Source organism: Paracoccus versutus (assembly GCF_000763885.1).
In the GTDB taxonomy this organism is placed as follows: domain Bacteria; phylum Pseudomonadota; class Alphaproteobacteria; order Rhodobacterales; family Rhodobacteraceae; genus Paracoccus; species Paracoccus versutus.
Map to the genome: position 1 here is coordinate 1 of NZ_JRKO01000167.1, position 1,008 is coordinate 1,008.

The following is a 1,008-nucleotide window of genomic DNA, read 5'->3' on the forward strand; positions in this document are numbered from 1 at the left end:
AGGGGCTGAACGACGGCGAAAAGGCCGAGCTGGAAGGCGTCATCGCCACGCTGAAGACCGCCGTCCAGGCCATCGTGGAAGGGAAGTGAGATGACCGATCTGCTGAGCACCGAGGATTACAGGGCCATTGCCGCCGGGCTGTCTTTCCCCACGCAGGCCTTCATCGACGGCGCCTTCCGTCCGGCGCTGTCGGGCAGGATCTTCGCCACCACCAACCCGGCGACGGGCGAGGCGCTGGCCGAGATCGCCGCCTGCGACGCGCAGGACGTGGACCTGGCCGTGGCCGCCGCCCGCGCCGCCTTCGAGGACGGGCGCTGGTCGCGCCTGCATCCCGGCGAGCGCAAGGAAACCCTCCTGCGCCTCGCCGCGCTGATGGAGGAAAATGCCCGCGAGCTGGCGGTGCTGGAAAGCCTCGATGCCGGCAAGACCATCTTCGACTGCGAAACCGTCGACGTGCCGGAGACCATCCATGTCATCAAGTGGCACGCGGAACTGATCGACAAGATCTACGACCAGGTCTCGCCGGCCTCGGACAACCATATCGCCATGGTGGTGCGGGAACCCGTGGGCGTGGTCGGGCTGGTGCTGCCCTGGAACTTCCCGCTGCTGATGCTGGCCTGGAAGATCGGCCCGGCGCTGGCCGCCGGCTGCTCGGTGGTGATGAAGCCCGCGGGCGAGACGACGCTGACCGCGCTGCGGGTGGCGGAACTGGCGGCCGAGGCCGGGCTGCCGGCGGGGGTTTTGAACATCGTCACCGGCTCGGGCCGCGAGGTGGGCGAGCCCTTGGGCCGGCACGCGGACGTGGACATGGTCAGCTTCACCGGCTCGACCGCGACGGGTCGGCGGTTCCTGAACTATTCGGCCGACAGCAACCTCAAGGAGGTGGTGCTGGAGCTGGGCGGCAAGAACCCCTGCATCGTGCTGGACGATGCCGAGGACCTGGACGCGGTGGCGGCGCATGTGGTGAACGGCGCGTTCTGGAACATGGGGCAGAACTGCTCGGCCGCC

At 68.8% G+C, this 1,008-nt stretch carries 1 protein-coding gene; it reads left to right on the forward strand.

Going from position 1 to position 1,008, the window contains the following annotated elements:
* Positions 1 to 90: 90 nt before the first annotated feature.
* Positions 91 to 1,008, forward strand: a 918-nt coding sequence (locus IT40_RS26470) for an aldehyde dehydrogenase family protein (protein WP_036761515.1), incomplete at its 3' end; no start/stop codon positions are given.